At 59.8% G+C, this 296-nt stretch carries 1 protein-coding gene; it reads left to right on the forward strand.

Annotated features, from left to right (window positions below; all coding sequences use genetic code 11):
• On the forward strand, nucleotides 1–296 hold a 296-nt coding region (locus MFP24_RS00225), incomplete at both ends, for an immunoglobulin-like domain-containing protein (RefSeq protein ID WP_249228633.1).

Raw genomic sequence — 296 nt, forward strand, 5'->3', positions numbered from 1 at the left:
GGCGTATAGCGTGCCGGCGCAGGGCGACGATGTGTACGTCGATGCGGGCAGCGTTACCGTGGGCCTCGACAAGGCGGAAGTGGCTGACAAGACGTTTGAAGATCTGCAACTGGGCGGTGAGGCCACGGTAAACATTACCGATACGGTGGATACCGTCAACGTCACCATTGAGTCCAACGGCGACGTCACCGAAGCACAGGACGCGGTCTTTACCATCAAGGTAGACCGGGTACTGGCCGACGATCTGGTGGTCACCCTAAGTAATGGCGACAGGGTTACCATCCAGGCCGGCGAGC

The sequence above is a fragment of the Brenneria tiliae genome, from assembly GCF_023347575.1.
GTDB classification, from domain to species: Bacteria; Pseudomonadota; Gammaproteobacteria; order Enterobacterales; family Enterobacteriaceae; genus Brenneria; species Brenneria corticis.